Origin of the sequence: Methylocaldum szegediense, assembly GCF_949769195.1 — a bacterium.
Taxonomy (GTDB): Bacteria; Pseudomonadota; Gammaproteobacteria; order Methylococcales; family Methylococcaceae; genus Methylocaldum; species Methylocaldum szegediense.
The window spans coordinates 1497159-1522170 of sequence record NZ_OX458333.1; the positions used below are offsets into that span (position 1 = coordinate 1497159).

Sequence of the window (25012 nt, forward strand, 5' to 3'; positions counted from 1 at the left end):
GTGTAAAACTGCCCGACGCAGAAGCCGGCGTCAGGTGACCGACAAACAGGCCCCCATGCCGCGAGCCATAGCCGCAAACTGGGGCGCCGATAAATGTTCACCGCGAGGTCAACGGATGCAAGTGGTTTCCCCAAGGCGCCGACGTGCACGGCGCTTCATGCTGTTCTGTCTCGCTTTTGTAAGCGGTCGAAGCCTTCGGGCCGGGTTCACCGTTGGATGCGTCATTCTCGCTGCGGGTTGTGCCTGGATTCCGCCTGGTGGGAAACGGGCCGAGTTCATCTCCGCCCCGGATATGACACATGGGCTCTCCGAAGCCCGTGAGAAGGAACCATTGACACCAAGGAGAGCATGGCCTGAAGAACAGTGGTGGCGGCAGTTCGGCAGCTCCGAACTGAATCGTTTGATGGCGGTGGCTCTCAAGGACAATCCCGGCCTCAAGGCGGCCGCGGCGAGGCTGCGCCAGGCGCAAGCCCTGGCCCGGGTGGAAGGCGCGAGGCTGCTGCCGTTCCTGGACGCAGACATAGAGTTCGCCAACGAAAGAATTTCGGAGCACGGTGTATACGCCGCGCTCAATCGCGAGGAGGCGGCAGGCGCACATATCGTCTTCGCCAGCATCAACCCCGTCAGTCTCCGATACGAATTTGATTTCTGGGGCAAGAATCGGGCGGCACTGGAAGCGGCGCTGGGCGAGGCGGAAGCGAGCGCTGCCGAGCAAGCGGAAGTCCGTCTGCAGTTGACCACTGCTATCGCCCGAGCCTACTTCCGCGGCGTGGCGCTTAGGCAGCAGCTCGATCTGGCGCGGGAAATGGTGGAACTAAGCCATGAGCTGTTCGAGCTCGCCGATTCTCGCTTCGAGAACGGAATTACCTCTGCCCACTCCGTGAAACAGGCAATCATTGCCCTAGAATCCGACGAAAAACGCGAAGCCGCTACCGAGGACCTGCTGGACGTGCAGCGGAATCTACTGGCCCGGTTGATGGGCACCAGCCCCGACCAGACCCGTTATCTATTCGCCAATCCGGTGACCATCCCGGAAAGAATTCCGCTGCCCTCCCAGCTTCCCATAGGTCTGCTCGCGCATCGGCCTGACCTCGCGGCCGCACTGCACCGGGCCGAAGCCGCCGCGTACCGGATCAAAGAAGCCAAGGCGCGCTTTCTGCCCACGATCGATCTCACCGCTTTCGCCGGCGTGAACGCCCTGAGGCTCACCAAAGGAGCGAGCTCTCTGGCCAACGTTCTTTTCTCCGGGTCTAGTTTCGCTTACGGGGTCGCCCCGGGGCTCAGATTACCCTGGTTCGAGGGCGGACGGCTGCGCGGAGAACTGTCTGCGCAGCGGGCAGAGTACGACGCTGCGGTCGAGCTTTACAACGACACCTTGGTACAGGCCATACAAGAGGTCGCGGACAGCCTGAGCAGCTGGCGCGAGACTCGCAAAATATTGGAGGCTCACCGACGTCTCCTGGCTTCGCAGCAAGAAGATCTCGATCTTGCGTTGACGCGCTTGGAGGCCGGACTGGATGACCGTCGCATGGTTGTCCGGAGCCGGCACGCGGTTCTGGCCCAGGAGTATATGCTGAAAAACCTGGAGACCAACCAGCTCATAGCGATGACTGATCTGATCGAAGCCTTGGGTGGCGGCTATACGAATGACGCCGACATTACGCGGTCCCAATCGATCGCAGATTGAGCATGAGCCGGTCGAGATAAGATAACTGAAGAACCCACGGCGGTCTGTCGAGCGATGGAACGGCCTTGCCGACGGAATTCGAACAAGCACGTATGAAGATTCATCCCAAGGCGATTCGCGCCCGCCGTAATCGTCGTTTGTTGCTGGTGGCTCTAGCCGTGGTCGCGAGTGCGCTGAGCTATGCCGTGTATTGGTGGATTCACGGCCGGTTCTGGGTCGTAACCGACAATGCCTTCGTCGCCGGCAATCTGATCCCGGTCGAAGCGGATACCACCGGCATCGTCACCCAGGTCCTGGTCGAAGAAACCCAATTCGTGAACAAGGGCGACCTCCTGGTTCAGCTCGACGAACACCGCGCTTACGCCGCCCTGGGACAAAGCGAAGGCGACTTGGGGCGGACCGTGCGCAGCATCGGCGCCCTGTTTGCGACACGCCAGCAACTCTGCCGGAAACGGGATGCACGCTCGGCCCTGCTCGCCCGAGTACGCCATGACGTGATTCGCTTCCGCCAGGCGTATCCGAGCGGTTCAGTTTCGGAGCAAGTCTTGCAAAACGCCGAGGATCAGATGACCGCGCTCGGGGCGGAACTACGTGAGGTCGGGGCGGAACTCCAGGCCATTGAGGCACGCGTGGGGGGCACCAGCCGCACGGAACACCCCGAGATCGAAGCCGCCAAACACCGGTTTATCGAGGCTTATCTGGATTTCGTGAGGCAGCGTATTCGGGCGCCTGTGTCGGGTTATGTGGCGAAGCGCAAGGTCCAGGTGGGCGACCGGGTCCACCCCGGAGACCTGTTGCTCATGGTAGTGCCCCTGGATCATTTGTGGGTGGAGGCGAACCTGCGCGAGACTGAGTTGCGTAAGGTTCGGCCGGGCCAGTCGGCCGAAGTGATCGTCGATCTCTACGGTCGGCGTCGGCTTTATCACGGCACGGTCGAAGGGCTGGTGCCCGGCACTGGCAGTGTGTTCGCCCTGCTGCCGCCGGACAATGCCACTGGCAATTTCATTCATATCGTCCAGCGGGTGCCGGTGCGCATTGCTTTGCGGAAAGACGAGATTCTGAAGCGACCGATCCGTCCGGGTCTATCCACGGTGACCTCCATCCATATCGGCGAGCCCGGCCGGCCGGTGAATACCTCTCTGGTGGAGGCCGTCACCCAGGAATATGCGACCGATATCTTTGCCGAAGAGTTAACCGAAGCGGAATCCAGAGCGCAGTCCATCATTGCAGACAATCAGATTCCAAGCCACGATTCATTAGACGAGACCTGCACCGTTCCGGCACCCCTGGCCACCGAGCGGCTCGATCCTAAGCGGCTTGGGAGAACCACGCCGAACGGTGACGGCAAGCTGCAGACCAGCGCCCCGGAAGGACAGCGTATACCGCCGATGCCGTCTCCTGAAAAAACCGTCGATCGTTTAGGCATCTCGACGCGCCACCATCGCTCGAAAATGGGCGGCGGAAATTTCGAAGGAAGCTTTATTCAACCAGGCTGAGGCGAGCATGAGACACGAAATTCGGATCAGAAGCCTGATCACGCTGGTTCTGTTGGTCCTCGCGTTCCAGGGCAACGCTGTTTTTTCGTTCCTGGTGGAAGGGCTTCAGATTTTCGTCGAAGTCGTGGAGCGTGTGTCCGGGCACCTGTTGGAAACACGCTTCGGGCTTTCCACTCGTGCCGCTCGCGCGGTCATCGCAGGGTTTGGCTTGACGGTGTGCCTAGCCTTGACGCCGTTCATTGTCAGAAAAATACGGGCTGTTCTAGGTGGAAACATCACGCTTGCCATGCAGCGGCGGCGGGAGAGACGGGTGCTGCCTCTAGATGGGCACAAAAGGTCGGCCCGAGACATTGGGTAAGTGCCGGCGTTGTTCTACTAGCGACCTATTCATTGCACTTCTGACCCCGGCTAACCGTTCATCGGCAAGACTGTCGGTAACCGCGTTGCCGCAGGATGGGCTCCGATTTCAATGAAGAGGCGGCGTCCCATCTTTTCTTCGGCCCAGTCGATCACACCTCAGGGATGTTTGTCGTATTTAGTATCAGCGATGGGATTTAGGAGGATTCATGCGTGAGATAAAAACACGCTGTAGCGAAAAGAAGCCATGCCATGAAATGAAATTTTCCGACCGGCCGAGCGCGGTCAACCTCCCATGTGTTCGCTGCGGTTTAGACCACGGACTATTCATTGAAGCGGGGTCGACATGGATGCCCTGATTCTCGCGCGGATACAGTTCGCATTCACGGTGAGTTTTCACATCCTTTTTCCGGCGTTCACGATTGGACTCGCAAGCTATCTCGCCGTGCTCGAGGGCCTTTGGCTCGCGACCAAACGTGAAGTCTTCCTGCAGCTCTACAAATACTGGTTGATCGTCTTCGCCGTCGCCTTCGCCATGGGGGTCGTCTCCGGCATCGTGATGAGCTATCAGTTCGGCACTAACTGGGGGCCGTTTTCGGAAAAGACCGGCCCTATCCTGGGGCCCTTGCTCGCCTACGAGGTGTTGACGGCATTCTTCCTGGAGGCCGGCTTTCTCGGCGTGATGCTGTTCGGCCTCGAGCGCGTCGGCCCTAAGCTCCATTTCGCGGCGACGCTCCTAGTCGCCTTCGGCACTCTCCTCTCGGCGTTCTGGATCTTGTCCGCGAACAGCTGGATGCACACGCCGGCAGCGTTTCACTTCGAAGCAGGCCGCTATGTGCCCGACAGTTGGATCGGCGTGATTTTCAATCCGTCCTTTCCTTATCGCTTCACACACATGGTGCTGGCAGCCTATCTCGCGACTGCGTTCGTGGTCGGCGCGACCGGAGCCTGGCATCTTCTGAAGGACAAGACGAGCGCGCCGGCCCGCGTTATGTTCGTCATGGCGGTCGGAATGGCGGCGGTGGTCGCGCCGACGCAGCTGATTGTGGGCGATCTCCATGGCCTCAACACCAAGGAACACCAACCTGCCAAGGTTGCGGCGATGGAGGGACACTTCGAAAGCCGAGTCGGCGCGCCGCTAATTCTATTCGGCATCCCGGATGTCGACGAAGCTCAGACGAAATACGCCCTCGAAATCCCCAAGCTCGGCAGCCTAATCCTCGAACACGACCTCGATGCCAAAGTGACCGGCTTGGATGCTTTTCCACGAGACCGCTGGCCCCCCGTGCCGATCATCTTTTGGGCATTCCGGGTCATGGTCGGGATCGGGATGCTGATGATTCTGTTCGGACTGGTCGGTGCCGTGCAATTCTTCCGAAAGCGTTTGTTCGATGACACCTGGTTCCAGCGCTGGGGGGTCGCCATGGGGCCGCTGGGGTTCGTGGCGATCCTGGCCGGCTGGTTCGTGACTGAGGTGGGCCGCCAACCTTTTGCGGTGTACGGGCTCCTCGGAACGCAGGATGCGGTCTCGCCCATCGGTACGCCAGGCGTCGCCGGGTCGCTGCTGGGGTTCATCGTGGTCTACACGATCATTTTCGGGGCCGGCTTTTTTTATCTGATCCGGCTCCTGAGACGCTCGCCGGCGACCGGGCTCGAGAAACCGACGGAAAAAGGCCCTCTCAGGACGACCGGCGTCCTGCCGGGGCCGGCACTCGAGAAAGGCCCGCATTAGGAGGCACCGATCATGTTCGATTTAGCGACAATTTGGTTCGGACTGATCGGCGTGGCCCTGCTCGCCTACGCCATGCTGGACGGCTTCGATCTCGGAATCGGCATCCTGTTCCTCTTGGGCCGCGACGAAGAGGAGCGCGACCGCATGATGAACAGCGTGGCGCCGGTCTGGGATGGCAACGAGACCTGGCTTGTCCTGGGCGGCGGCGGTCTGTTCGCCGCCTTTCCTCTCGCCTATTCGCTGGTGCTGACGGCGTTGTACGCGCCGGTGATCGGGATGCTTCTCGCCCTGATCCTGAGGGGCGTCGCCTTCGAATTCCGGTTCCGGACAGTGCGCGCCAAGACCTATTGGGACTGGGCGTTCATCGGCGGTTCCACGGCTGCAGCCTTCTTCCAGGGCGTAATGGTCGGCGCCTTGGTTCAGGGCATCCGGATCGAGGACCGCGTCTACGCCGGCGGCTGGTTCGACTGGCTCAGCCCGTTTAGCGTCCTCTGCGGCGTAGCGCTGGTCACGGGCTATGCCTTGCTCGGCGCTTCCTGGCTGGTCATCAAGCTAGATGGTGAGCTCCAGGCGCGGATGCGGCAGCTTCAGGAGCCGCTTGGCCTCGCGACCATTCTCGCCATCGCGTTCGTCAGTTTCGGGACCATGGTCGTCAACGACACTATCCGGGATCGCTGGTTCGGACCCGAAGCGATTCAACCTTTGTGGCTCATCCCGCTCGCTACCGCCGGGCTCGCGCTCGCGTTCTACCGTGCGGTACGCGCCCAGCGCACCGTCGCCCCTTTCCTGCTAGCGCTAGGCTTGTTCGCCATGGCTTTCCTGGGGCTCGCCGGCAGCCTTTTCCCTTATCTGGTGCCGCCGAGCATCACTTACCGCGACGCCGTAAACCCCGATACCAGCCTAGCGTTCCTGCTGGTCGGCGCTGTCATCCTCCTGCCGCTCATTCTCGGCTATACGGCTTACGCCTATTGGATTTTTCGCGGCAAGGTGCATGCCAGCGAGGGCTATCACTGATGAAACCAGTAGGCGGAAAGCCGCTCCGCAAGAAACTCGCCTGGTTCGTTCTACTGTGGGCCGTGGCCGGGCATGGCGTCAAGAGCCCTATGGTGATGCGGTTCTGACCGGGATAGCCGGAAGTACCCTCTTAACCGATATCCGCCAACCGCAGAACGAACTTCGAAGATGCCGCTGAACTAAAAGAGGAGAAAAAATATGTCCGTCCCAAAAGCTAAACAAACACGGGAGAGACTGATAAGGCTTTTTACGCCATATATCTTGGTTCTTGCGTTATACGGTCTACGCCTATTGGATCTATGGCGCCAAGGTGCGCGCCGGCGTAGGTTATCATTGACGGAACCGGCTGACGAACAACCGCTCCGGAAGAAACTCGCTTGGTTCGTTCTGCTCTGGGCCGGCGGAATCGTCGCGGCTGTCGCGGTCGGATATGGCGTAAAGAGGGCCATGGTTACGGCAATGACGAAGCAATTTTGAAGGCAGTGACGGAAAATACGCTACCCGTGTTATGCCGACACAGATTGAACGTCCAGAATCTGCCAAATTCGAGAGGGTAAAAAAGTATGTCCGTTCCGAAACCCAAGCAGACGCGGAACGTACTGAAACGGCATTTCATGCCATATGTCTTGCTTATGGCGCTATGCGGCACTTCCGTGTCTGCCGAAGAAACCCGGATCATGCTACGGGTGAAGGGTGTCGATTCCAAGTTCATCGGCAGCGGCGTCGGTGGAATACGGACCGTTGTCGAGGACGCCGAGACTGGGGAAATCCTGGATCAGGGCTGGATCACCGGCGGCACCGGCGACACCAAACGCCTCATGGAAACCCCTCTTCAACGCGGTCAGCAACTCGCTGACGACAACACGGCGGGTTATTTGGCCCGGCTCGAACTCGCCGAACCACGACTTTTGCGCTTCAAGATATTCGGTCCGTACGGACAGCGCCAATCCCTGCAGGAAGCGAGCGTGACCAGTTGGATTGTCCCGGGCAAGCATATCACCGGCGACGGCATCATCATCCATTTACCCGGTTTCATCGTACGCGGGGGCATCTCTGGGCCAGAAAAAGGCAAGGCCAGACTGGAGGCGGAGGTGACAATGATGTGCGGCTGCCCCATCAGCAAAGGCGGCTTATGGGACGCCGACAAATACGAAGTCAGGGCCTTGCTGAAACGGGACGGCAAGGCGGCAGGCGAATATCCTTTGGCGTTCACCGGCAAGGTCAATCATTTCGCAGTTCAGGTACCGGCGGCGGACAACGGCGACTATGAAGCGGTGATTTACGCGTACGATCCGCGTACCGGCAATACTGGGGTCGACCGGGTGGTTTTCACGGTTAGATGACTTTTTTTGGGCTTCGCCGTCGCCAAGGCCACGCGGCTCTACGCCGACATCGATACCGTCGCCGATCTGGTGGACCGTGCGGTGACAGGCTTATAGCAATAGCAAGGACAGACGAGCCGATTCTTGACGCAAGGAAGCTAGGAGGCATTCTTTAGGCGAGTACCAATCCCCGCCCATCCTTGTCCCGCTGCCGAAAAGCCGGCGTAGAGCCGTCTTAATTAGCGGGGGCTCTGAAACCACTCCGGTCCTTCGGGCGAGCGTATGACGGGATTCACCGGAATCACGGTTTGGACACCTTCCGCCAACCGGCAGCAAAGTCTTTACCTCTATTGCACTTCTGCACGTCCGTTTAGGTCTAATGCATCATCTTTGCTATCGCGCAAGCATGGGAGGAGCGGCAGTGTTTATGTTTGCCACAAAAGTCGACCCGCATGCCTGCTCCACTCATGGCCACTCGTCCGACTCCTTCAGTCTGACCCCAGCATGAGACAGGGAGCACACTGGTATACCTTCGTGGCGGTTTTGCAGTCCTGGACCTTGTATCAGCCACGGCGCCGCAAGCGGCAACTGATACTCATCCTCGGCTTCTGCTGCGGATTATCGGCATGCGCCTATCGTCCGATGCCAGAGATATTAGCTCATCGACAGAGCGACTGGGGTTGGTTACCGCCTCCGATCGAAGAACCGTTAGTAGAACCCGAAAAAGAATCAGCGCCTGTTGCGAGCCCGCCGATCGCGTCTCTGGAGACGCACCGATTCCGGATCGCCAAAGACGAAGGGGTACTCGGATCACTCGGGGTGATCGAACTTCAACGGGGCGACGTGCTCCCCGATATCGCACGGCACTTCGGATTAGGCTACGACGAGATTGCCGCGGCAAACCCCGAACTCGATCCATGGCTCCCGGACTCAAACAGCAGGGCGTTAATCCCGGCACAGTTCGTACTACCGCGGGCTCCGCGGCGGGGACTGGTCATCAATCTTGCTGCCATGCGGCTGTTTTACTTTCCGGCCAAAGGAAACGGCACCGAGGTTGTCACCTACCCCATAGGCATCGGGCGGGAAGGACGAGCGACTCCCACCGGGGCGATGCGGATCGTGCGAAAGGCCAGGAACCCGACTTGGTATCCGACGAAAAATATCCGAAACGAGCACCTCCGGCGGGGGGATCCCCTGCCTGCCGCAGTACCGCCGGGACCCGACAATCCTTTGGGCAAGTATGCTTTGTACCTGAGCCGGCAGATGTATCTCGTTCACGGCACGAACAAGCCCTACAGCGTCGGCCTTCGAGCCAGCAATGGCTGTATCCGCCTATATCCTGAGGACGTCAGTAAACTGTACCCGCAGATTCCGTTGAACGAGCCGGTCTATATCGTCAATCAGCCTTATCTGATTGGCCAACGAGGCGGAGTCGTCTACCTGCAGGCCTACCGTGTCCCCGAGGAATTAAACGAAAAATCGCTCACGAAAACCCTTCGTGCCGACCTGAAAAAGTGGGAACAGGATCAGAGTCAGCCGTTGGATTGGGATAAGATCGAACGCATTCTCAAAGAAAGCCGGGGCATTCCACTGCCGATTAGTGCTGGAACATCTCCTGTCGATGTTGTGATTGCGACAGCGCAGCCTATCGTGCGCCCCGCAAAGTGGTTCGGACAACCCGAACCGGCACCGAAAGGGGCCGGCAGCTGGTACGTGTTCGCCACTGAGACGGCCAGCGAAACGACCGCCTTGCGCCTCGCCGCCATGCTTAATCATCAGGGACCTCCAATACCGGCACGAACCGTGCAGAAGGGCGAACGCTATCAAGTGATCGCGGGACCTTTCGCCGACGCCAAGGCTGCCAAAGCCGCCGTAAGGCGTCTCAAGGCCGATCTCGAACTAGAGGGTCGCATTTTGCCGCCCGAAGCAATCAGGCAGCAAAGTCATCCGCCAAAATCCGCCGCAAACCCTTAGGAATTTCCTCAAAAAATAAACCTAAATCCGGCAGTCGATTACAACCAAGAAGTGCCAGACCCTCAGCCCCAGCCCTTCACCCAGAGGAAGGAAGGAGTCTAGCCCCTCCCCTCGCCCTCTGTCAGAGAGATTGGGCGAGGGAATGGGGCGGCAGCTGGGGAATTGCCGTCATTCGCTGCGAGACATGGAGCGAGTGAGCGAGCGAGTCGAGTAGCCCCCGGAAGCCCGAGCGCCGGGTGTGAGACCGAAGGTCGACGCGATAGCGGCGGTCGTAGGTCTTACACAAGGCATCGCGACCGGGCGTCGAGTCATCTGCGAGCGGTGTCCGGACCCCTCGTTGGGTCCGGACCAGACGAGCGGGGACGGCCGGGGCGCCGAAGGCAATCACTCGTCGCCAATTTTTTGCTCCTTTTGGTGACTCGGAAGTCCCAAAAGGTTTTGCAAAAAATGGCGACGCAATCGAATCAGAAATTCAACTGCGGTTCTTAGGATAAACAGTCCCGGAGTAGTTCCAGGATCGATCAAGCCGAAGTAGCCTTACTGCAGCGCAGTGGAAATCCGGGACGGCGGCGATTCCGGTCTCACTCGATGCCGTGATGGCGTGGCCTTGCAAACAACTCGTCCAGCACATCGTCCGCGAACACATGGAAGAGGGCCGAAACGCCGACGTTTCGCCCGCTACGGTCGTTGATCGGAATCCGCGCCTCGATTCCGAGCTGAATATATCGACCGAACCATACTAAGCCGGGATTGACGGTGCCGGTAGTTCGTCCTTGGCAACCGGCGTCGAGGCAGGTTTCCATCGCCAGCTCAACCAAAGGTGTCATCGGATCGAATGGCGCTTCGAACCCGATATCCCGTACGAAAGACTATAAATACGGGAGGCTGTACTGAAGCGCAATGCCCCAGTGCAACATCGTCGGATTGCGCACGGATTCCCTCTCGATCACACCGGTTTTCCGTGGACGTAGAACAGAGGTCCGGGCATCGATTGGAAAGGCCGCGCCAAAAACGCCTGTCATGGCCAGCGGACGGAGATATTTGGCCGATTCCGGCAGGTCACCCATGCCCTTACCGAAAAACAGCATGGGGGTGAGCGTCGAGAAGGTCGTCGCTCCGACGTGCCGGTCACCCGTTCCGCCCACGTCGGCCGAAAGACCGACCGATGCGATTGCTTCGTGCTTTGTACTGGTAAAGAACTGGTATTTCGCACCCACCTCCAGATTACCGAAGCCGTCTAAGGTATCCTTTCCATTGCGCTCTAAATGCCGCCATTCTCCCCCAAGGAGAATGCCCAGCCGCGGGGCGATGCGCGCCGTATATTCCGCAGATATGGCCGTCGCCAGGGTTGCCGGAAGTTCTTCACTCGCGGACTCCTTAGATATAGCTCGTCAGCACCGAGAACTCGTCCATGACGAAGGGATCTTCGATCGCGAGGGTGGTCGGGAAAATGCGCTTACCGGCATATCCACGGGGCCACGCGCCCGGCGATATGACGAATAATAAGGCTGCCGCTATTCCCACCAGCAAATAGCTCTTACTCCGATTGAGAATCATGGAGGCCTCAATTCCGTTCAGCCTAACGCCACGTCCAGAATCATCATGACGATGAAGCCCAGGATGGCACCCAGCGTAGCGAGGTCGGTGTTGCCGCGTTCCCTCGACTCCGGGATGATCGCTTCGATCACCACGTAGATCATGGCACCGGCGGCGAAGGCAAGCGCATACGGCATGAGAGGCAGCCATTGGGTCACGGCTGCGGCACCGGTCACAGCCGCGATCGGTTCGACCACGGCCGAAAGTTGCCCGTACCAGAAACTGCGCAGCCGTGACCACCCTACCCGGCGCAACGGCATGGCCACGGCGACGCCTTCCGGAAAATTCTGAAGACCGATGCCGATCGCCAAGGCGACCGCTCCACCGAGGCTGCCGCTCTCCAAACCGGCCGCCAAGGCACCGAACGCGACTCCGATCGCCAATCCCTCGGGAATGTTATGTAAGGTGATGGCCAGCACGAGCAGCAGCGTTCGGCGCCAGGTTGTAACTACGCCTTGCTCCGCCCGCACCTCCGCGCCGAGTTGAAAATGGGGCAGAATCTTGTCGGACAGCGTCAGCGTGAAAGCACCAAGTCCAAAGCCGGCCGCAGCAGGGAACCAGGCAAAGCGGCCATAGCCATCCGACAATTCGACGGCCGGCGCGAGCAGGGACCAGTAACTGGCAGCCAGCATCACGCCCGCCGCGAATCCCAGCATGGCATCGAGCAGTTTTTGATTCATCCGCTTCACGAAAAACACCAGCGAGGCGCCCAGTGCGGTTACTCCCCAGGTGAACAGCGAGGCGAGGAGGGCTTGAAGGATATACGTCCGCTCAGCAAACCAGCGAGCGCCGGACGAAATGCCGGCGTCGAGATAGCCGGTGAGGGGGGATAAATCCGCACCGACGACCGAAAACCCCGGATAGGCCGTCAGCTCAGTCATCGCCGAACAATTTCTCGAGCGCTTCCTGATACTCGTCGCGCGCTTTCCGCCAGGCAGCGTACTTTTCGAGTTCCGCCTTCACGAGCTTCAGGACCACAGCCATGACTGCAATGTCGTCCAGGTAGCCGATCATAGGGATCACGTCCGGAATCAACTCGACCGGGTTGACCAAGTACAACAGGCCGAAGGCCACGGCCGCGAGCGCCCAGGGCGCAATGTCGCGGTACGTTCCCGATGTCGCGTCTCGTGTGATTATTTACCGAGAAGGAGTTATGCTCTGTTCGAAGCCCGGAGCCTTCTCCAGGAGATATTCGGTTCGTCCAAGTGAGGTTTCTCTCCGTGCAGATTCGTCTTCATAAGAACGCCCGTACCACCCCGGCCGTTCGGCAGGCCATTCAAGCGTCCACGTTGAGCGAGCGCGCCTTGGCCCAAAAGCATGGCATTAGCCGAACGACCGTCCGCAAGTGGAAACACCGCTCCTCGGTCGAAGATGCCTCACACCGGCCCCACACCCTCAGAACCACGCTCACGCCCGCCCAGGAAGCCATCGTGGTCTACCTCCGCCAAGCTCTGCTCCTCCCCTTGGATGATCTCCTGGCCGTGACCCGGGAATTTCTCAATCCCGCCGTGTCCCGTTCCGGGCTAGACCGCTGCCTGCGCCGCCACGGGGTGGCGTCCCTCAAGACCCTGCTTCCGCCTACAGAGAAGGCGAAGGTCAAACCCTTCAAGGCCTATGAGCCCGGCTTCCTTCACCTGGATGTTAAGTACTTGCCCGCCATCGACGGCGAACCCCGCCGATACCTGTTCGTCGCCATCGACCGCGCCACCCGCTGGGTCTATGTCGCCCTCAAGCCCAACCGCTCCGCCTTAAGCGCAAAGGACTTCCTCAAAGCGGTGATTCAGGCCGCGCCTTTCCGCATCCAGAAATGCCTGACCGACAACGGCTCGGAGTTTACCGACCGTTTCCTGACCCGAACTCGGCAGCCCTCGGGGACGCATGAGTTTGACCGCCTCTGTACTGAACAAGGCATCGAACATCGCCTGATTCCGCCGGGCCGGCCCCAAACGAATGGCCTGGTGGAACGCTTCAATGGCCGCATCGAGGAGGTGTTGCAAACCCATCACTTCGATTCAACCGCCGATCTGGACACCACCCTGCACCGCTATGTCGAGCTGTACAATCATCACATTCCCCAAAAGGCCTTACGCCATCTCACCCCGATCCAGGCTCTCAAAAACTGGCAACTGTCCCATCCTCATCTTTTTCGAAAGAAGGTTTACGATCTTGCGGGACTTGACACTTAACGCCCATTTTTCCGAGTTCCGCTTGAATAGCACCTTTTCTCAGACGCCGGTAATCCTCCGTTCTGTCCAACGGCCTATACCGAGAAAACGAGCCATTCGGGCTTGAACAGCAACAGCAACCCGATGACGATCAGCACAAGGCCACCGATCGCATGAGCGTGCCGAACGTATTTCCCGGTCAGTCCGGTCACCCGCAAGGTCTGCATGGCGACAAAAAACACAAAGAGGTCGTCCAGCATAAATACCAGGATGTATAGGCCGAGATAAGCATGGTATTGCCATGTCGGCAGGCTGCTCAGCGTAAGCACCTGAGTGTAGACGGCCGGTATTCCCGCGGAACAGATCAGTTCCACCAGGTTCACCGCAACGGCCAGCAGGATAATGCCCGCCAGCGCGAGCAAAAAGCGCCGCTCGCTGGCGAGGAGCCGTAGCCGGTCGAACACCCGCTTCCGGGATTCCGGCGCGGTCACCTTGCAGATCGCCTCGGGATTCACGAAATATTCGCGAAGATAATAGGTACCGCCCCCCACGGCCAGCATCCCGACCAGGATGCGAATCCAGAGCAGCATGCCGAAAAACAGCAGCAGATTCAGCCAGGCCGCCATGAACAGGTAGTAAACGGCCGCCGAAGCGACGATGAACGCGCTGCCGAGCACCCACATCCGAAACCGATTACGCAATCCTACCAACAGACCGATCAGAAACAGCAAAGTCCACATCGCGCACGGATTGAAGCCATCCACCGCCGCGAGCATGATGGTCAGCAACGGCAGAGACACCTTCGCTATGCTCACTTCGCCGAATATCGGCAGTTCCAGGATGTCCGGCAAATTTGCGACCGGCTTGGCCGAGTCCTCGGCCGGGGGGCTCGCCTGCCCCGTCAACAAAGGCCACACGAGATCCCTGCAAAAAACCTCCAAGCAGGCCGTTGCGGCGGATTTGATCACCGCTCCGGTTGTAGAGTCATCGTTGTAGCCGTCGAAGAAGGTCTCGCCCACCACAGTCAAAGGTACACCCGGTCGCTCGATGCCAAACTGCCTGACCAATGCGGCAAAGACCTCGTAATTGTCGATCTCGCGGCTGATTTCGAGATAGCGGACGCGCACTCTCGTTTCCTCCCTTTGCCATCGCGTGAGGAAGTCCTTCTCGCGCTCGCAGTGTGGACAGCCGTCCTTCCAAAAGAAATAGACGTGCGCCACCCGCTCGTCCGAGCCCGCGGCATTGGCAAACGAAACGACGCTGACCAGCCATGAAAGGATAAGAAAAAACGGATACATTGGTTTTTTGCAGCATCGCATCGCTGAATCCATCTCCTGTAACGGGTCCCCAACGAACAGGTATTTCAGTGAACTGTTCCCAACGAACGAGTCATTCGGTGAACTATTATTGAATCCGCTGGCGGCGGCAAACGACTCGGACCTTCGAAGGCAGCAGATGACCCGAGGGATAATGAAAACGCCGGGCGCCGGCCAACCCTGAGGCTGAAGAATTCAAATCTAGGGGTCCACGCGCTTTGGGCCCGGCAGCGTTTCGCTTGAAATCTTGCGTGCCGAGACCGATCCAGGCATGATTCTGATCCGGCTGCCGGGACTCTGGTTTAAGAATAAGAAGAACGGAGGGGAATGTGAGTTCGCAAAATCCATTACTTGAAGCAGTCGTCATCGGCAGCGGCTTCGGCGGTGCCATCGCTTGCTGTCGACTCGCACAAAAGTGGAAAGACCGAGTGCTGCTCCTTGAACGCGGCAAGCGCTATCCAATGGGATCGTTTCCCCGCTCGCCCCATCAAATGGCGGCCAATTTCTGGAACCTGCCGGACGAAAAGGCTAATCGCCCAAAGCACATCCGCAAACGCACTCTGCGCGGTATGTTTGATGTCCGCAACTACACCCGCATGGACGCCGTGGTCTGTGCCGGGCTGGGCGGAGGCTCCCTGATCTACGCCAACGTTTTCCTGGAGCCGCCCGAGCAGGTTTTCGAGCGCGGCTGGCCCAAAGGTCTCAATAAAACCGTTCTCCAACCTTATTATCAGGTTGCCAGATCCGTGCTCGGCGCGCGCCCTATTCCGGCCTGGAACGATGATCCCCGCCGCCGCATTATCAGAACCGAGCTGTTCCGGGATTTCGCCGAGAGTCAGCAGCGGGAATCCAAGCTGGCGGATATCTGCGTGTTTTTCGGCAACGACTTCGCCAAGCCAACCCCAATCGGCATCCAAGAAAGGAATCGTTACGGCGCCGTCCAAACCTCCTGCGTCTATTGCGGGGAGTGTGATGTAGGCTGCAACACACACTCAAAGAACACGCTCGACCTCAATTATCTCTATGTCGCCGAGCACGTACACAATGCCCAGATTCAAACCGATTGCCTGGCGGAGAAAATCGTTCCCTTGAACGAACATGGCGAGGAAGACACTAGCGCCGATGGGATCCACGGCTATCGCGTGTACTACCGCCATCTCGACAACGGACCCGCCCATGTCGACACCCGCCGCGTGGTGGTGTCCGCCGGCACCCTGGGCACGAACGAGCTGCTGCTGCGCTGCCGCGACGTCTACGGCACCTTGCCGCGTCTCAGCCAGCGTCTCGGACATCGGTTTTCCGGCAACGGCGACTTCCTGTCCTTCGTAGTGGAAGGAAAAAAACCCGCCGACCCCAATTACGGGCCGGTGATTACCCAGTACACCGACTTCAATCTGTTCCAGCAGCACGATCCGGACCGCGCGTTCATCCTGGAAGACGCCAGCTATCCGGCCTTCGTCGCCTGGTTTGTGGAAGGCTTGCAGCCGAGCTTGAATCCGCTCGGGATGCTGAAAAAGGCTTGGCGGGTTCTCAAAACCGTGTGGAATTACCTTTTGCGAAATCTGTTCAGCGGCAAATGGAGCGGGTCCGTGGGCGAAGTGTTCTATCAACTGCTCAGGGGCGACGTGTCGAATCGCAGCAGCGTGCTGCTCTGCATGGGACTGGACAAAGGCGACGGCGTACTGACCCTCAAGGACGGAAGCCTGGATCTCGATTGGCCGCAGGAAACCAGCATGCCTCTCTATCACGCCATCCTGAACTGCGGGGAAAAATTCAAGAACTTTGTCCGCTCCTGGCTGTTCATCCCGCTACCAACCTGGAATTGGCCGCTACGCAACAATATCACCGTTCATCCCTTGGGCGGCTGTATCCTCGCGGACAGTCCCGAAGAGGGCGTCGTCAGCGCGGACGAACGGACCCGTGGCCAAGTGTTCGGCTATCAGGGCCTGTATATCGCGGACGGCTCGGTCTTACCGAGTGCCGTCGGCGCCAATCCGGTCGCAACCATCTCCGCCGTCTCGGAGTGGATAGCCCAGGGGATTACCGACAACCCCGAGCTTCCTACCGACGATCTCAGCCAGACCATACCCTAAACCAGCGAGGAGTCCGCTATGAGTACCAATCCCCAAAATGCGATCGGTTTTCAATTCACCGAAGAAATGAAGGGCTATCTCGCCGCTGGCGAGACCTCGTTCGAAGACGGCTATCAAAGAGGCGAATCGGACGGCAGCCGATTCATGTTCCACCTGACCATCAAAACCGAGGACCTGGATAATTTTCTCACCTCGCCGGAACATCGGGCCCAGGCCATTGGTTACGTCCAGAGCACTCTGGTCGGAGGAAGGCGCCCGGTCCTGAAGGGGACTTTCAATCTTTTCGTCCAGACTGGCGACCTGAATCGGAAGGAGATGCGCTACCGCCTGTTTTTCGAAGACGCGGAGGGCCAGCCACTCACCCTGAGCGGATTCAAGAGTATCCAGGACAATACCGGCCCGGATGTCTGGAAGGACACCACGACTTTATTCACCAACCTCTATCGAGGTCATATCGAGGCGGACCAGGAAGCCAACGCCGACTTATACGCGACCGGCATCCTGCGTATCGAGCTTCCGGATTTCATGCACCAGTTAACCACCCTGCGTGCCGACGCGCCAAGCTTCGCACAGCGAATGGGCGCCATGGAACGCTTCGGCAAATTCTTTTTCGGCGCGCTGTGGGAAACCTATGCGCCGTCGCTGATGCCGAAAATTGGTGAGTTCGAGCGTGAAATCCCACTTTATACCACAGAAGGCGTACACGACGCCGAAATCACCACCCATCCCTTTACCACCGGTGACCGCCTAGGATTGAGCCTGCTGCGGTTCCTGCGCGCACCCTGCGATGACGTGGTCGTCATCATTCATGGTCTGACCACGTCCAGCGACATGTTCATCATGCCGGAACACTACAACCTGGTGCAGTACCTCCTGGACCACGGTTTCACGGACGTCTGGACCTTGGACTTCCGCATGAGCAACCGCTATTCCTACAACCTGCACCGGAACCGCTACAACATGGACGATATTGCCCTTTTCGATCATCCCGCCGCCATTGCGACGGTGCGCCGCGCGGTCGGCGAGGGCAAGCGCATCCATGTGATCTGCCATTGCCTAGGCTCGGTGTCGTTCATGATGAGCCTTTTCGGCAAAGCCGTGTCAGGCATACGCAGCGTCATCGCCAACAGCGTTTCCCTGACCCCCAGAGTACCGAATTGGTCGAAAGTCAAGCTGGCTATCGGCCCCTTCCTTTGCGACTACGTACTCAGCGTCGAATACATCAATCCTTACTGGCGGCGCGAGCCGGGTTGGTCACTGGGAAAACTTCTCGGCTGGCTAATTTCGTCCTTCCACCGCGAGTGCGATTCACCGGAATGCCATATGCTGAGCTTCATGTGGGGTACGGGCTTCCCGGCGTTATACAGCCACGACAACCTGCTCGATGTCACCCATAAGCGCGGCGGAGATCTGTATGGCGGTGTCAGCGTGCATTACTACAGACACGTGCGCAAGATGGTTCGGGCCAACAATACGGCGGTGAAATTCGAACCCGAAAATCCCAAGTACAAGTCTCTGCCGAACGACTATTTCCAGTATGCGGCCGAGATCGAAACACCGGTATTGTTCATCACCGGGCAACAAAATCGCGTGTTCACCGACTCTAACATCGTCTGCCATCAAAGGCTGGAAAAAATCGTGCCGGGGCGGCACCAGCTGCACGTGTTTCCCGGATACGGCCATCAGGACGTGTTCATGGGGAAAAACGTCCACGTCGATATCTTCCCGCGGCTCCTGCAATTCCTCGAAAGCCAGAGGAATTAATTCGGCAAACTCGGCAAGGGATTGCCCCGACCAGCGGCCTAACCCTACTCGCCGCTAAAAGGCCAGAGCAGGCTATGAACTTTTTTCCGGAAGGGTTAGGCGGCTATCACGGTGATAAGCGCAAGAAAACAAGAAAAAAGTAGCAAGGTCCATAGGACCGTCCATTAGTATTGTTGGGCCATCTATCGGGCAAAGCACCCTTCTGTCCCCAACTCCCGGGTAGTACACCGCGACGCATTGGATGGCGTTCATCGGCATCTCAGGGAAAACGGCTTCTTGTGGGTCCTGGACTATCGCTATTCCGCCGGCCTGCTTGATGGATTTTAGTCCGAAACGGCGGTCCCGAGCACGCCTGATAAATTAAGGCGCCGAGCGGAAAAGCGGATCGATCGCAGGACGAAAGCGGTTCTCCTTGGGTCCGCTCGAAAGATGAGTTTTCCCGTCTCTGAGCATCAAATGCCGGTTAGGCGGGCGATGTAGGTGTATCCCCTCGGAATCTTCTTGCCGTCATCCGGGTGGGTGGCCGGCAGTGGTTCGTTTCAACGGAGAATTTGTGGCAAAAAGTTCGTGTTATGACTTGGGACATGAAGGACCACGAGGAACGTTGCCTCGAGTTCGGCATGCCAATCGCCGACCAGCCTTTTCAACGCTTCCACGCATCCCGCCGAGGCGCCGATAACGATCATATCGCGGGTAGGCATCGTTCGGGTTTTCGTTCCAAATAATTATTTGGACCCGAAAGACGCCGAATGGTTAAAAGGGGGAAATTAAAACCACGCTCGGATGGCCGATACAAATGCCTCACATTGCCCTTCCAATGTGAGGGCGGGAGAAAAGCCTTATTCCGGATCGCTTTTAATCAGGCATTCATTTTCTCGAGTAAGTGTCGCGTCTCGTGTGATTATTTACCGAGAAGGAGTTATGCTCTGTTCGAAGCCCGGAGCCTTCTCCAGGAGATATTCGGTTCGTCCAAGTGAGGTTCCTCTCCATGCAGATTCGTCTTCATAAGAACGCCCGTACCACCCCGGCCGTTCGGCAGGCCATTCAAGCGTCCACGTTGAGCGAGCGCGCCTTGGCCCAAAAGCATGGCATTAGCCGAACGACCGTCCGCAAGTGGAAACACCGCTCCTCGGTCGAAGATGCCTCACACCGGCCCCACACCCTCAGAACCACGCTCACGCCCGCCCAGGAAGCCATCGTGGTCTACCTCCGCCAAGCTCTGCTCCTCCCCTTGGATGATCTCCTGGCCGTGACCCGGGAATTTCTCAATCCCGCCGTGTCCCGTTCCGGGCTAGACCGCTGCCTGCGCCGCCACGGGGTGGCGTCCCTCAAGACCCTGCTTCCGCCTACAGAGAAGGCGAAGGTCAAACCCTTCAAGGCCTATGAGCCCGGCTTCCTTCACCTGGATGTTAAGTACTTGCCCGCCATCGACGGCGAACCCCGCCGATACCTGTTCGTCGCCATCGACCGCGCCACCCGCTGGGTCTATGTCGCCCTCAAGCCCAACCGCACCGCCTTAAGCGCAAAGGACTTCCTCAAAGCGGTGATTCAGGCCGCGCCTTTCCGCATCCAGAAATGCCTGACCGACAACGGCTCGGAGTTTACCGACCGTTTCCTGACCCGAACTCGGCAGTCCTCGGGGACGCATGAGTTTGACCGCCTCTGTACTGAACAAGGCATCGAACATCGCCTGATTCCGCCGGGCCGGCCCCAAACGAATGGCCTGGTGGAACGCTTCAATGGCCGCATCGAGGAGGTGTTGCAAACCCATCACTTCGATTCAACCGCCGATCTGGACACCACCCTGCACCGCTATGTCGAGCTGTACAATCATCACATTCCCCAAAAGGCCTTAGGCCATCTCACCCCGATCCAGGCTCTCAAAAACTGGCAACTGTCCCATCCTCATCTTTTTCGAAAGAAGGTTTACGATCTTGCGGGACTTGACAAGTAAGCTCTAGGCGGAATCCGTTCATGCGCTTCGACGGCTCTGGAGAGCGCTCGATAAGCCTGTCCTGAGCATCGTCGAAGGGCTAACCCGTCCTACCGAACGTCCGGTCGAATGCCGAATGGAATTAAAGCGTAGCGTATTCTTCCCGCGAATAGCGAGCGGTTCCAAATCGATAGTCGTTTTGCAGGCAGTGGTCCAGCCAGCGCGTAAGGAAATAATTGAGCGACCATTTGTAATCCAGCACGCTTTTGGCACTGTACCGGTCTCTGACGGCATCCAGAACGTACGGTCGCCAATGGTCACTGAGCGCTTCGGCGGTCTTCGCGTCTAGGCAGACGCGGATTTTCACGGCTGGTTCGCCCCCCCGAACGAAATCGTGAGTAAGCTCCAACACCAGGGTATAAGGCGACCTTTCGAGCAATCTCAGGTGCAAGGACGGCTTGCCGTTTACTTGGGCGACAGCGGTCTCGTCAACGCCGGCCAAATCGGGAATCAGGCTCGCCAGTTTCTCGTAGTTCCACTCACAGACTTTTTGTAGCCAGAAAGATTTTTCTGCAGGTTGAAAAATACGCATTTCCGGTAAAAACAATCTCTCAAAATTCACTGTAAGTCGCACAGGCGTTGGAAGTCTCCCATAAAGTCACGCTTTTGACCTTGTAGCCCCGGCCCGCAATATGTCCGAATATCAGCTTGGCCAGATATTCGGCCGTCGGATGTTCATCGAGGGCCAGGAACCGCTCTCCGGCTGACGCGAGTGCCGGCAAAAGCGGGTCGTCTTTGTGTAGAAGCAGGTTGTGATCGAGCTGCTCGTCGATGTATTCGGACGCGGCAGCTTCGATTTCCGCGAAATCGCAGACCATACCCTGCTCGTTTAAAGTCTCGGCCATAACGGTAATCGCTGCTTTGACACTATGTCCATGAAGATGGCGGCACTTGCCCTGATGTTTCATTAGACGGTGTCCGTAGCAAAAATACACTTCTTTGGTAATCGTAAACATGGAAAGCAACGAGGATGAGGAGGAAATCGAGGAATGCGTTCACTCGCTCTTAATGCCTTTGATGGCACCGGCGATACGGTAGCGGTTTGTTTCGTCCGTCGTGCACCGCAGCGTTTCGATATAAGCGGTCAACGGCGGTGTGATCTTGTTCCGCGGACTGATGTGGACCTCTACAGCCTTGCCGACCTCTAGCGGGACATCGGCTTCGAACAAAATGCCCGAACCGCTGATATTCACGCAGGTTCCCTCATATACAATATCAGTGTCGGCGAGCCGGAAAGTCATTTTGCAATCTGCTCGCATGCGGATGAAATCCCGTTTTTCGTCATACTTCAGCATTGCTGTCCGCCTCCTCGTCGCTCGTTACATATCCAGGTATTCTAACCGATAGATCGTCATCGCAATCGTTCGCACAGTTTTCCGGTTTGGCAACCACGCACATTTATGCCATAGTGCCGCGCCTGAATTGACACAACTCGAATGCTAGACAATTGGAACGCAGCCATCTGACGCCTGAACTATGAGTAAGAAATCGATCGTCCTGACCGGGATCACTACGACTGGCACCCCCCATCTCGGAAATTACGTCGGTGCTATACGCCCTGCCATTGCAGCCAGCCGCGATCATAACGTTCTGCCGTTCTATTTTCTCGCGGACTACCATGCCCTGATCAAATGCCAGGAGCCGGAACGCGTTCGCCAGTCGACGCTAGAAATCGCCGCCACCTGGTTGGCTCTGGGATTGGATACGGAAAACGCCGTGTTCTACCGCCAGTCGGACGTACCGGAAATCACGGAACTCGCCTGGATACTGAGTTGCGTCACGGCAAAGGGATTGATGAATCGCGCCCATGCCTACAAGGCTGCCGTTCAAGCCAACGAAGAGAGCGGCGAAACCGACCCCGACAAGGGCGTTACGATGGGGCTGTTCAATTATCCGATCCTGATGGCGGCGGATATCCTGGCCTTCAATGCCAATAAAGTTCCGGTGGGCAAGGATCAGATTCAGCACATCGAGATGGCGCGAGACATCGCCGGACGGTTCAACCACATTTACGGCGAGCATTTCGTGCTCCCGGAGGCGGTGGTCAGCGAGGAAACGGCTGTGCTGTGCGGGCTGGACGGGCGAAAGATGAGCAAGAGCTACGACAATACGATCCCGCTGTTCGCCCCGGAAAATCAGCTCCGCAAGCTCATCATGAAGATTAAGACCAACTCGCTGCTGCCGGGTGAGCCTAAGGATCCCGACACCTGCACGCTATTCGGCATTTACAGAGCTTTCGCGACAAAAGAGGAGACAGCAGCGATACGCCGCCGTTACGCAGAAGGCATCGCCTGGGGTGAAATGAAAAACATCCTGTTCGAATATCTGAATGATCACCTGAAGGCTGCAAGGGAACGCTATGAAGCATTGCTACAGGCACCCGACAAAATCGAAGAAACCTTGCAGGAAGGTGCTCGCAAGGCCAGGAGCTATAGTGCGCCGATGATACGGAAAGTGCGCCACAGCGTCGGCATTCGGAGCCTCAGTCTTTGATTTCCGCGCGCGGTTCGACTGCGAGCACAGCAATCCCGAGCCGCGCCGCAGATAGCGGCATGTTGGACAATTCCGGGCAAAGCCGGAAAAAGCATCGCAAAACGGCCACTCCGCCAGCGACACTGTGGTGGCTGTTGGCAGCGCTGATACTGTTCGCCGGTTGTGCGACAAATCAGGTACATCAGGCGCTGCCTTTCACCTATCCCGACCGCACGATTTATTTGGTCGATCTGGGTTGGCACACCGGGCTGGCCGTCAAGCGGGCCGATATCCCGCCAGGACTATGGCCGGAGGCCCAGGATTTTCCGAAGGCGGAATATCTCGAAGTTGGCTGGGGGGACCATGATTTCTACCAATCCGCCGGATTTAATCTCTGGTATGGGATCAAGGCCCTCCTGGTCCCGACCCGCAGCGTTTTGCACGTGGTGGGCGTGCCCGTCCATCCGACCGCTTATTTTTCCGCCGCGGACATCGTTGAAATCCAATTGTCTGAGCGCCAACTCAGGCAAGTCATCGTATCGATTCACAATACCTACAGCCGCACGAATACCGACAGAGTTCAAGCGATCGCGCCGGGGTTGTATCCGGACAGCCGCTTTTACCCGGCCGAGGGCAAGTTCCACATGTTCAATACCTGCAATGTCTGGGTGGCGCGCATTCTGCGCGATGCAGGGTTGCCTGTTGTGCCGTTTTTCGCGGTTTCATCGAGGGGCCTCTTGTCCCAGGCGCTAGAGTTCGGCAAGATCGTCCGGCCGGAGGCGGAAGATCATTGAACGCCGGCAAAGAATCGCTTAATTCCATTCGGCATTCGAGTGAATATTAGCCGTCCGGTGGATTAGCCTCGCAGCCTAACCGGCCCTACAAAGTACTGCCTCATAGAAAGCGATTTGACTAAGACCCACTTCGCCATTTCAGCCATGTCCGATCAATCACGAGGAGATCCCATGCACGTCGTCGTTATCGGTTCAGGCGTCGCCGGCATCACTTTTGCCGAGGAATTCCGCAAACTGGCGCCGGAAGCCCGTATATCAGTTGTAACTCAGGAGGGCCACGGCTATTATTCGCGGCCGATGCTGTCCCATGGTTTTTCGCGGGACGACATCGAGACCAAGATCATTCTGAAGCCCTTCGATGCTCTTCAGGATGCCGGCATTGCGGTCTATCGTGAAACCAGCGTATTGACACTCAAACGCGACGACAAAACCGTTGTCTGCCGGAACAGTTCGGGCGAATTCACCCTGAATTACGACAAGCTTGTGCTCGCGCCCGGCTCTGACGCGCTGATTCCGCCCCCGTTTCAGGCGAGCCGCGATTTGTTCTTCGTTGTCAACAGCTTCGATGACCTGCTCCAACTCCGGCGCCACCGCAAGAAAATCATCGAGACTTCGGCGACGCCGGTATGGGCCGTAGTCGGCGGTGGGTTGATCGGTTGCGAGGTCGCCTCCGATTTAGCCAAGGTCGGCGATCGCGTCGTGTTGTTTCATGCCTTGCCGAGGCTCATGGAGCGCCAACTGGTCGAGGAGGATTCGGCCACGCTGCTGACAGTGTTGCAAAATCATGGCATAGAGGTTCGCTTGAATGCCGTTGTCCAAGGCTTCGAAAAGATCGACGATCTTTACGCGGTGAAATTGCAGGACGAGGTCGTGCCTGGTTTCCATGGCCTCATCGTCGCCTGCGGCTTCAAGCCTAGAACCGAGCTGGCGCGAAGCATGGGACTCGCTGTCAACCGAGGTATAAAGGTCGACGAGTTCCTGCGTACCGACGATCCTGACATCCATGCCATCGGTGACGCCGCCGAATGCGCGGATGGACGGCTGTATGCCTATATCATGCCGATCAGGCACCAGGCCTTATGGCTCGCCCGCTTTCTCGCTGGGCAAACCACGGAGCCTTGGCAGCCACCCGACTTCAAGCCGCGCGCCAAGGTACACGGCTTCAACGCGGCACACCCTTACATTTTTTGACGTGACGGGGTTTTGGGGAAGAGTTCGTTACCTCCCCCAAACCGGC

The 25012-nt window shown here is 58.1% G+C and carries 25 protein-coding genes; 14 read left to right on the forward strand and 11 right to left on the reverse strand.

The window, feature by feature from the left end:
- Window positions 1-115: 115 nt before the first annotated feature.
- The 7 genes from QEN43_RS06320 to QEN43_RS06350 all read left to right on the forward strand — a co-directional run bounded on the left by QEN43_RS06320 (window position 116) and on the right by QEN43_RS06350 (window position 9582).
- A complete protein-coding gene (locus QEN43_RS06320; RefSeq protein WP_235726628.1) occupies window positions 116-1687 on the forward strand; it encodes an efflux transporter outer membrane subunit in 1572 nt (523 codons plus the stop codon).
- Between the two features lie 92 nt (window positions 1688-1779).
- Window positions 1780-3183, forward strand: a complete 1404-nt coding sequence (locus tag QEN43_RS06325) for an HlyD family efflux transporter periplasmic adaptor subunit (RefSeq protein ID WP_084162142.1) — start codon at window positions 1780-1782, stop codon at window positions 3181-3183.
- A gap of 7 nt (window positions 3184-3190) precedes the next feature.
- Window positions 3191-3541 (forward strand): hypothetical protein, encoded by a 351-nt coding sequence (locus tag QEN43_RS06330; protein ID WP_026610816.1) that lies wholly within the window; start codon window positions 3191-3193, stop codon window positions 3539-3541.
- A 345-nt stretch (window positions 3542-3886) separates the two neighbouring features.
- A complete protein-coding gene (locus QEN43_RS06335; RefSeq protein ID WP_026610815.1) occupies window positions 3887-5272 on the forward strand; it encodes a cytochrome ubiquinol oxidase subunit I in 1386 nt (461 codons plus the stop codon).
- A gap of 12 nt (window positions 5273-5284) precedes the next feature.
- On the forward strand, window positions 5285-6286 hold the full coding sequence (gene cydB, locus QEN43_RS06340; protein WP_036269000.1) for a cytochrome d ubiquinol oxidase subunit II: 1002 nt from the start codon (window positions 5285-5287) through the stop codon (window positions 6284-6286).
- A gap of 563 nt (window positions 6287-6849) precedes the next feature.
- A complete protein-coding gene (locus QEN43_RS06345; protein WP_202901150.1) occupies window positions 6850-7629 on the forward strand; it encodes a hypothetical protein in 780 nt (259 codons plus the stop codon).
- A 483-nt stretch (window positions 7630-8112) separates the two neighbouring features.
- Window positions 8113-9582, forward strand: coding sequence for a L,D-transpeptidase family protein (locus QEN43_RS06350; RefSeq protein ID WP_317963847.1), 1470 nt, complete (start codon window positions 8113-8115; stop codon window positions 9580-9582).
- Between the two features lie 581 nt (window positions 9583-10163).
- Here the strand turns inward: QEN43_RS06350 and QEN43_RS06355 are convergent.
- From QEN43_RS06355 to QEN43_RS06375, 5 genes are all read right to left on the reverse strand, one after another.
- Window positions 10164-10409, reverse strand: a complete 246-nt coding sequence (locus QEN43_RS06355; RefSeq protein WP_026610811.1) for a hypothetical protein — start codon at window positions 10407-10409, stop codon at window positions 10164-10166.
- Window positions 10410-10451: 42 nt separating this feature from the next.
- Complete coding sequence (locus QEN43_RS06360; protein ID WP_026610810.1) at window positions 10452-10799, reverse strand: hypothetical protein; 348 nt, start codon at window positions 10797-10799, stop codon at window positions 10452-10454.
- Window positions 10800-10959: 160 nt separating this feature from the next.
- Window positions 10960-11139 carry a hypothetical protein gene (locus QEN43_RS06365; RefSeq protein ID WP_026610809.1) on the reverse strand — a complete coding sequence of 60 codons (180 nt, stop codon included), beginning with the start codon at window positions 11137-11139 and terminating at the stop codon, window positions 10960-10962.
- A gap of 17 nt (window positions 11140-11156) precedes the next feature.
- Window positions 11157-12059: a ZIP family metal transporter gene (locus QEN43_RS06370; protein ID WP_317963848.1), complete on the reverse strand. Its 903-nt coding sequence runs from the start codon at window positions 12057-12059 to the stop codon at window positions 11157-11159.
- Window positions 12052-12252, reverse strand: a complete 201-nt coding sequence (locus QEN43_RS06375; protein WP_317963849.1) for a YkvA family protein — start codon at window positions 12250-12252, stop codon at window positions 12052-12054. The genes QEN43_RS06370 and QEN43_RS06375 overlap by 8 nt, the downstream gene beginning before the upstream one ends.
- Before the next feature lie 146 nt (window positions 12253-12398).
- Here QEN43_RS06375 and QEN43_RS06380 point away from each other — a divergent pair, with 146 nt between their 5' ends.
- Window positions 12399-13364 carry an IS481 family transposase gene (locus QEN43_RS06380; RefSeq protein WP_026610027.1) on the forward strand — a complete coding sequence of 322 codons (966 nt, stop codon included), beginning with the start codon at window positions 12399-12401 and terminating at the stop codon, window positions 13362-13364.
- A gap of 74 nt (window positions 13365-13438) precedes the next feature.
- Here the strand turns inward: QEN43_RS06380 and QEN43_RS06385 are convergent, their stop codons facing one another.
- Complete coding sequence (locus QEN43_RS06385; protein ID WP_051331794.1) at window positions 13439-14641, reverse strand: thioredoxin domain-containing protein; 1203 nt, start codon at window positions 14639-14641, stop codon at window positions 13439-13441.
- A gap of 347 nt (window positions 14642-14988) precedes the next feature.
- On the opposite strand from QEN43_RS06385, the gene QEN43_RS06390 reads away from it, so the two are divergent.
- Both QEN43_RS06390 and QEN43_RS06395 read left to right on the forward strand, forming a co-directional pair.
- Complete coding sequence (locus QEN43_RS06390) at window positions 14989-16752, forward strand: GMC oxidoreductase (protein ID WP_026610805.1); 1764 nt, start codon at window positions 14989-14991, stop codon at window positions 16750-16752.
- Between the two features lie 18 nt (window positions 16753-16770).
- Window positions 16771-18516 (forward strand): alpha/beta fold hydrolase, encoded by a 1746-nt coding sequence (locus QEN43_RS06395; RefSeq protein ID WP_026610804.1) that lies wholly within the window; start codon window positions 16771-16773, stop codon window positions 18514-18516.
- 72 nt (window positions 18517-18588) lie between these two features.
- Here the strand turns inward: QEN43_RS06395 and QEN43_RS21705 are convergent, their stop codons facing one another.
- Together QEN43_RS21705 and QEN43_RS21710 are read right to left on the reverse strand one after the other, a co-directional pair.
- Window positions 18589-18873 (reverse strand): chemotaxis protein CheB, encoded by a 285-nt coding sequence (locus QEN43_RS21705; RefSeq protein ID WP_084162136.1) that lies wholly within the window; start codon window positions 18871-18873, stop codon window positions 18589-18591.
- Window positions 18874-19055: 182 nt separating this feature from the next.
- Window positions 19056-19217, reverse strand: a complete 162-nt coding sequence (locus QEN43_RS21710) for a chemotaxis protein CheB (protein ID WP_084162134.1) — start codon at window positions 19215-19217, stop codon at window positions 19056-19058.
- A gap of 287 nt (window positions 19218-19504) precedes the next feature.
- On the opposite strand from QEN43_RS21710, the gene QEN43_RS06400 reads away from it, so the two are divergent.
- Complete coding sequence (locus QEN43_RS06400; RefSeq protein ID WP_317963850.1) at window positions 19505-20470, forward strand: IS481 family transposase; 966 nt, start codon at window positions 19505-19507, stop codon at window positions 20468-20470.
- Window positions 20471-20591: 121 nt separating this feature from the next.
- On the opposite strand, the gene QEN43_RS06405 is transcribed toward QEN43_RS06400, so the two are convergent.
- From QEN43_RS06405 to QEN43_RS06415, 3 genes are read right to left on the reverse strand one after another with little or no spacing between them, the layout of a single operon-like run.
- On the reverse strand, window positions 20592-21041 hold the full coding sequence (locus tag QEN43_RS06405; protein ID WP_317963851.1) for a DUF1249 domain-containing protein: 450 nt from the start codon (window positions 21039-21041) through the stop codon (window positions 20592-20594).
- Between the two features lie 19 nt (window positions 21042-21060).
- Entirely contained in the window at window positions 21061-21465 is a 405-nt protein-coding gene (locus QEN43_RS06410) for a 6-carboxytetrahydropterin synthase (protein ID WP_026610802.1), read from the reverse strand.
- A gap of 39 nt (window positions 21466-21504) precedes the next feature.
- A complete protein-coding gene (locus tag QEN43_RS06415; RefSeq protein ID WP_026610801.1) occupies window positions 21505-21804 on the reverse strand; it encodes a PilZ domain-containing protein in 300 nt (99 codons plus the stop codon).
- Between the two features lie 181 nt (window positions 21805-21985).
- On the opposite strand from QEN43_RS06415, the gene QEN43_RS06420 reads away from it, so the two are divergent.
- The 3 genes from QEN43_RS06420 to QEN43_RS06430 all read left to right on the forward strand — a co-directional run bounded on the left by QEN43_RS06420 (window position 21986) and on the right by QEN43_RS06430 (window position 24966).
- Entirely contained in the window at window positions 21986-23002 is a 1017-nt protein-coding gene (locus QEN43_RS06420; RefSeq protein WP_026610800.1) for a tryptophan--tRNA ligase, read from the forward strand.
- 59 nt (window positions 23003-23061) lie between these two features.
- Window positions 23062-23775 (forward strand): DUF2459 domain-containing protein, encoded by a 714-nt coding sequence (locus QEN43_RS06425; protein WP_026610799.1) that lies wholly within the window; start codon window positions 23062-23064, stop codon window positions 23773-23775.
- Between the two features lie 171 nt (window positions 23776-23946).
- On the forward strand, window positions 23947-24966 hold the full coding sequence (locus QEN43_RS06430; protein WP_026610798.1) for an NAD(P)/FAD-dependent oxidoreductase: 1020 nt from the start codon (window positions 23947-23949) through the stop codon (window positions 24964-24966).
- Window positions 24967-25012: the final 46 nt, after the last annotated feature.

Coding starts and splice junctions, on each gene's coding strand:
- QEN43_RS06320 (WP_235726628.1), top strand. CDS start 116: ATGCAAGTGGTTTCCCCAAGGCGCCGACGTGCACGGCGCTTCATGCTG.
- QEN43_RS06325 (WP_084162142.1), top strand. CDS start 1,780: ATGAAGATTCATCCCAAGGCGATTCGCGCCCGCCGTAATCGTCGTTTG.
- QEN43_RS06330 (WP_026610816.1), top strand. CDS start 3,191: ATGAGACACGAAATTCGGATCAGAAGCCTGATCACGCTGGTTCTGTTG.
- QEN43_RS06335 (WP_026610815.1), top strand. CDS start 3,887: ATGGATGCCCTGATTCTCGCGCGGATACAGTTCGCATTCACGGTGAGT.
- cydB (WP_036269000.1), top strand. CDS start 5,285: ATGTTCGATTTAGCGACAATTTGGTTCGGACTGATCGGCGTGGCCCTG.
- QEN43_RS06345 (WP_202901150.1), top strand. CDS start 6,850: ATGTCCGTTCCGAAACCCAAGCAGACGCGGAACGTACTGAAACGGCAT.
- QEN43_RS06350 (WP_317963847.1), top strand. CDS start 8,113: ATGAGACAGGGAGCACACTGGTATACCTTCGTGGCGGTTTTGCAGTCC.
- QEN43_RS06355 (WP_026610811.1), bottom strand. CDS start 10,409: ATGACACCTTTGGTTGAGCTGGCGATGGAAACCTGCCTCGACGCCGGT.
- QEN43_RS06365 (WP_026610809.1), bottom strand. CDS start 11,139: ATGATTCTCAATCGGAGTAAGAGCTATTTGCTGGTGGGAATAGCGGCA.
- QEN43_RS06370 (WP_317963848.1), bottom strand. CDS start 12,059: ATGACTGAGCTGACGGCCTATCCGGGGTTTTCGGTCGTCGGTGCGGAT.
- QEN43_RS06385 (WP_051331794.1), bottom strand. CDS start 14,641: ATGTATCCGTTTTTTCTTATCCTTTCATGGCTGGTCAGCGTCGTTTCG.
- QEN43_RS06395 (WP_026610804.1), top strand. CDS start 16,771: ATGAGTACCAATCCCCAAAATGCGATCGGTTTTCAATTCACCGAAGAA.
- QEN43_RS21710 (WP_084162134.1), bottom strand. CDS start 19,217: ATGCCTACCCGCGATATGATCGTTATCGGCGCCTCGGCGGGATGCGTG.
- QEN43_RS06400 (WP_317963850.1), top strand. CDS start 19,505: ATGCAGATTCGTCTTCATAAGAACGCCCGTACCACCCCGGCCGTTCGG.
- QEN43_RS06405 (WP_317963851.1), bottom strand. CDS start 21,041: ATGCGTATTTTTCAACCTGCAGAAAAATCTTTCTGGCTACAAAAAGTC.
- QEN43_RS06410 (WP_026610802.1), bottom strand. CDS start 21,465: ATGTTTACGATTACCAAAGAAGTGTATTTTTGCTACGGACACCGTCTA.
- QEN43_RS06415 (WP_026610801.1), bottom strand. CDS start 21,804: ATGCTGAAGTATGACGAAAAACGGGATTTCATCCGCATGCGAGCAGAT.
- QEN43_RS06420 (WP_026610800.1), top strand. CDS start 21,986: ATGAGTAAGAAATCGATCGTCCTGACCGGGATCACTACGACTGGCACC.
- QEN43_RS06425 (WP_026610799.1), top strand. CDS start 23,062: ATGTTGGACAATTCCGGGCAAAGCCGGAAAAAGCATCGCAAAACGGCC.
- QEN43_RS06430 (WP_026610798.1), top strand. CDS start 23,947: ATGCACGTCGTCGTTATCGGTTCAGGCGTCGCCGGCATCACTTTTGCC.